This is a genomic window from Mesorhizobium sp. M5C.F.Ca.IN.020.29.1.1 (assembly GCF_003997375.1).
Classification (GTDB): domain Bacteria; phylum Pseudomonadota; class Alphaproteobacteria; order Rhizobiales; family Rhizobiaceae; genus Mesorhizobium; species Mesorhizobium wenxiniae.
The window spans coordinates 1-5,297 of the sequence record NZ_RZSW01000441.1 but is presented as its reverse complement, the minus strand read 5'-3'; the positions used below and the strand labels follow the sequence as shown (position 1 = coordinate 5,297).

Below are 5,297 nucleotides of genomic sequence, written 5' to 3'. Positions count from 1 at the left end.
GCTCAAGATCGTCGACCGACTGGGCGCGCGGGCCCCCGGCTCGGCGCCCGCCGCCGCGCTCGCTTTCCCTCCCCCCTCTTCGCCGGTGCTCTCTCTGGCGGCACGAGCCTCCAAGATCACGGTCCAGGACGCGCCGTCCATGGATATCGACCAGCCATTACCGCTGACTGGAGACATGGCCGACCTTGACAGCCGTGCCAATGCTATCATGCGCAATGAGCCAGACCCGCGCACGCCGGCCGAAGCCGCTGCGGCCGCGGCCATGGCGGCGCTTGGTTCGGATACGGTGACGGAGAAAAGTGAGCAGCCCGGCGGCCGGAAGTCGATTCTCGGCGGACTGGCGCGCGCCTTCAAGGGTAAGAAGGAGGCAGACGTTCCACCGCTTGCCGGCTCGGCGCCTGATGTCGAGATACCGAGCGCCGATCTCGACGAGCCGCTGGATCCGAAGGTTGCCAACCGGCCGCTGGAGCCCGGCTCCGGCCCCCCCGACCTCAACGCCATCATGAAACGCGTGCGCGACGAACGCGGACCGCCGGTCAGGGCCGGCAATCCCGATGCATCGAAATCCGACTTCATCGCCGCAGCCAGACGCGCGGCGCAAGCGGCCGCTGCCGAGGCCGACGCTCTCAAGCGGCAATCGACGATGAGCGGCCCGGTTAAGGCGCTCAGGATCGGCGACCTGCTCAAGGCGCGGCGCAAGCCGATCCTGATGGCGGCCGCCGCAGTCATGCTGGCGCTCGCCGGCTTACAATTGGGCAAGGCCTTTTTCTCGGACCCCGTTGAAATAGCCAGCAATGATGCAGCGCCGATCGTGGCCGCGCAGCCGGCGGAAACCACGTCGGCCGGCACCGCCAGCGAGCCGAAGAAGGACGCGCAAACTGCTGCAGCACAGGACAGCGCGCCGGCCCGCGCCGTCCGGCAGGCAGAGCCGTCCGAATCGATAGCCGAGGACGACATGCCGGCACAGGCCGCCCGCGCCGCGCTGTCGGACGCCGGAACGCCGATCGGCACCGCACCCGAGGCTGAACCCGTGCCTGCGCCCATGACTCCAACGGCGCCGCCCGATCCGGCGGCGGCGAATGTGACAGCCTCTGCACCTGCGGGCCCGACGGCTGCCGACACCGAGCCAATGGCCACAGCGAGGGCCGCCACGACGGCCACCCAAGAGATGACCGGCACGGTCACACCTGCGGATGCTTCGACGGCGGCGGCCACTGCCAACATCGACATCCCAGCCGATGCCGGCCCAACTGCCTTGCGTGACGCTGCGGCCGGCGGCGACGCCAAGGCGTTGTTCGAGATCGGCTCGCGCTATGCCGAATCGCGCGGCGTCAAGCAAGACATGGCAGCGGCCGCCAAATGGTACGAGAAATCAGCCGAACTCGGCTTCGCACCGGCGGAATACCGGATCGGCAACTTCTATGAGAAGGGCACTGGGGTCGCGCGCGACGTCAAGAAGGCGAAGACCTGGTACCAGCTCGCCGCGGCGCAGGGCAACGCCAGCGCCATGCACAATCTCGCCGTGCTCTTTGCCATGGCTGCGGACGGCGTGACCGACAATGAATCGGCCGCGCACTGGTTCCAGGCCGCCGCCGAGCTCGGCGTCAAGGACAGCCAGTTCAATCTCGGCATCCTGGCGGCGAAGGGCGTCGGCATGAAGCAGAATCTCGAAGAATCCTACAAATGGTTCGCACTTGTCGCCAAGACCGGCGACAAGGATGCGGCGGCAAAGCGCGACGAGATCGCCAAGGCGCTCAGGCCCGAGCAGCTCGAACGCGCACGCGCCGCCGCCGAACTGTGGAAGGCACAGCCGATCGATCCTGCGGCCAATTCGGCCGACATTCCCGAATCATGGCAGGACGGCACGCCGCAGACGACCGCCAGCGTCGACATGAAGACGGTCGTTCAGAATATGCAGCGCATTCTCAACAAGAACGGCTATGAGGCCGGCAATGCCGACGGCGTGATGGGCCAGAAAACCAAGGATGCCATCATGGCTTTCCAGACCGACAACGACCTGCAGGCGACGGGCGCGGTCGACGAAAAACTGGTCAAGGCGCTGCTTGCGCGCAAATAACGTCAGATGCGTCGTTTCCGCGACGCCGTTGCCACACATTTGCCTGTTAACTGATTGAGTTGTTTTTTGTTTCGGCGGCGCGCCGAGGTTTGACTTCGCCGCCCGGCCGGCGCAAGAACGAGATAGGCTTTTTGGCGCGAAATGCCCGCAACGGTTGCATTCGCCGAGAGGCAAACTGATCGAGACTGACGGGTGGGCATCTATCTCCCGATCGCGGAAATTTCCGTCAACATTTTCGTGCTGCTGGCCATGGGCGCGGCAGTAGGCTTCCTGTCGGGCATGTTCGGAGTGGGCGGCGGCTTCCTCATCACGCCACTGCTGATCTTCTACAACATACCGCCGGCGATCGCGGTCGCCACCGGCGCCAACCAAGTCATCGCCTCCTCCTTCTCCGGCGCATTGTCGCATGTGAAGCGCGGCACGCTCGACTTCAAGCTCGGCGGTGTGCTTTTGGCAGGCGGCATCGTCGGCTCAACCTGCGGCATCTTTGTCTTTGGTTTCTTGCGCCGGCTCGGCCAGCTCGACCTGTTCATCTCGCTGCTCTATGTCGTGCTGCTTGGCACCGTCGGCGGGCTGATGCTGGTCGAGAGCGTCAATGCGCTGCGCGCCACCCGCAGCGGCGCGGCACCGGTGCTGAAGAAATCCGGCCAGCACAACTGGATCCACCGCTTGCCGCTGAAAATGCGGTTCAGGGCCTCGAAGCTTTTCGTCAGCGTCATCCCGGTGCTCGGCCTCGGCGCCGGCATCGGCTTCCTGTCGTCGATCATGGGCGTCGGTGGCGGTTTCATCATGGTACCGGCGCTGATCTATCTCTTGAAAGTGCCGACCAATGTCGTCATCGGCACCTCGCTGTTCCAGATCATCTTCACCTCGGCGTATACCACGCTGGTCCACGCCACAACTAACCAGACGGTCGACGTCATGCTCGCCTTCCTGTTGATGGCGGGCGGCGTCGCGGGCGCGCAATACGGCGCCAAGGCGGGCCAAAGGCTGCGTGGCGAGCAGCTCAGGGCGCTGCTCGCATTGCTGGTGCTGGCGGTCGCAATCCGGCTCGCCATCGATCTGTTCGTGACGCCGCCCAACCTCTATTCTCTTTCGGGCGTGGGTCTGACCTGATGGCGGGCTTAAGGGCGTTCTTGGCCGTTGCCTCGCTGTCGCTGTTGGCAGTCGCGCCACCGGGAAAAGCGCAGACGCCAGCTACCGAAAATATCCAGATCGGCCTGTCCACCGACCATGTCTCAATCACCGCCGGCTTTTCCGGCGCCGATCTCACCATCTTCGGCTCATTGGAAAATGCCGACCCGCTTGTCGCGCGCCGGGGGCGCTACGACATCATCGTCGTGCTTGAGGGTCCGGCCCGGCCGGTCGTCGTGCGCCGCAAGGACCGGGTGCTCGGCATCTGGATCAATCTGGAGTCCGAGACCTTCGAGAATGTGCCGGTGTCCTATTCGGTGGCGACGACGCGCCCGCTACAGGACGTCACCGACCCCAACAGCTACAAGCAACTGTCACTCGGCGCCGCCAACATCTACATGCAGCCGGCCGACGATGGCGACAGTCCAGCGACAATCCAGGAATTCACCGCGGCGCTGCGCGAGCGCAAAACGGCGACCGGCCTCTACAGCGAGAACGTTGGCGGCGTGCAGTTCCTGTCGCAGAACCTGTTTCGCGCCACCGTCAGGCTCGCCCCCAACGTTCCAGTCGGCACCCACAAGGCCCGTGCGTTTCTGTTCAAGAGCGGCCTGTTCATCAAGGAAAGCTCCGCCCAGCTCGAAATCCGTAAGTCCGGTTTCGAACAGTCGATCTTCCGCGTCGCCCACGATTATTCCTTCCTCTACGGCGTTTTCGCCGTGTCGCTAGCCATGCTGACAGGCTGGCTCGGAAGACTGGTCTTCCGAAAGGACTAGGCCTCTCCGAAAGGTGGTTCCCCTTTTGGGGTTCATGGGTTAGACCGCGACCCCGGCCCGACTGGAGACGAGCTGTCGCTCCCACATCAGAATACAGGACTTACGATGCGACCAGCATTCGGCGGTATCGACTTCGGCACTTCGAATTCCACCGTGGGCGTGGTCAGGAACGGGCAGCCGCGGCTGGTGGCGCTGGAAGACGGCGAAGTGACGCTGCCGAGCGCCGTATTCTTCAACTTCGAGGACAACCGCAACTATTTCGGGCGCCGCGCCATCGCCAACTATACCGACAGCATCGAAGGTCGCCTGATGCGCTCGCTGAAGAGCGTGCTCGGCAGTTCACTTGTCCATGAAAAGACGCGGATCAAGGCCCGATCGATCGCCTTTACCGAGATCATCGGTCTGTTCGTCGGCCATCTCAGGAAAAAGCTGGAGGACAATGCCGGCCATACGGTCGAGAGCGTGGTGCTCGGTCGTCCCGTGCAGTTCGTCGACGATGATGCCGAGGCCGATGCCAAGGCTGAAGGTGAACTCGAGAACGCGGCACGCGCCCAGGGCTTCAAGCATATCGCCTTTCAGTTCGAGCCGATCGCGGCGGCGCTCGACTACGAGCAGAAGGTCACGCGGGAAGAACTGGCGCTGATCGTCGACATGGGTGGCGGCACATCGGACTTCTCGATCGTGCGGGTGTCGCCGCAGCGCGCCCGCTCCCTCGATCGCAAAGACGACATTCTGGCGAGCCGAGGCATCCACATCGGCGGCACCGACTTCGACCGGCTGTTGAGCATCACCCATGTAATGCCGCAGCTCGGCTACCTCTCGCCGACCAAGGACGGCAAGCGCAACTTGCCGGCCAGCTACTTCATCGACCTGGCGACATGGCAGCGCATCAATCTGGTCTACACCCCGAGGGCGATGACGCATCTGCGCCAGATCCGCTACGAGGCGGAACGCGCCGACCTGGTCGACCGTTTCATCCATATTGTCGAGCATCGTTACGGGCACGCGCTGGCTGCTTTGGTTGAAAATGCCAAGATCGCGCTGACGGAGCAACTTTCTGGTGATGTCGTTGTCGCGCTGCCCGGTGCGAAGTTCGCGGCAGAAATTTCGCGCGCCGGGCTCGAAGCCACGATCGTTAGGGAGATCGAACGAGTGGCCGCGACGGTTGGTGAGACCATCCGGGACTCGCAGGTGAAACCATCCGACATCACCGCGGTGTTCTTGACCGGCGGATCGACCGCCATCCCGCTGGCAAGGCAGCAGATATTAGCCTTGTTGCCGCAGGCGTCCGTCATCCAAGGTGACATGTTCGG

General features: G+C 63.9%; 4 protein-coding genes. All 4 read left to right on the top strand.

All coding sequences use genetic code 11. From position 1 onward, the window contains the following. The coding region (locus tag EOA85_RS26525; protein WP_164759892.1) for an SEL1-like repeat protein at nt 1-2,077 on the top strand (2,077 nt) is incomplete at its 5' end. Between the two features lie 192 nt (nt 2,078-2,269). Continuing rightward, nucleotides 2,270-3,193, top strand: coding sequence for a sulfite exporter TauE/SafE family protein (locus EOA85_RS26520; RefSeq protein ID WP_127211742.1), 924 nt, complete (start codon nt 2,270-2,272; stop codon nt 3,191-3,193). Then, complete coding sequence (locus tag EOA85_RS26515; RefSeq protein ID WP_127211741.1) at nt 3,193-3,984, top strand: TIGR02186 family protein; 792 nt, start codon at nt 3,193-3,195, stop codon at nt 3,982-3,984. The genes EOA85_RS26520 and EOA85_RS26515 overlap by 1 nt, the downstream gene beginning before the upstream one ends. Before the next feature lie 105 nt (nt 3,985-4,089). After that, the coding region (locus EOA85_RS26510; protein WP_164759891.1) for an Hsp70 family protein at nt 4,090-5,297 on the top strand (1,208 nt) is incomplete at its 3' end.

Coding starts and splice junctions, on each gene's coding strand:
- EOA85_RS26515 (WP_127211741.1), top strand. CDS start 3,193: ATGGCGGGCTTAAGGGCGTTCTTGGCCGTTGCCTCGCTGTCGCTGTTG.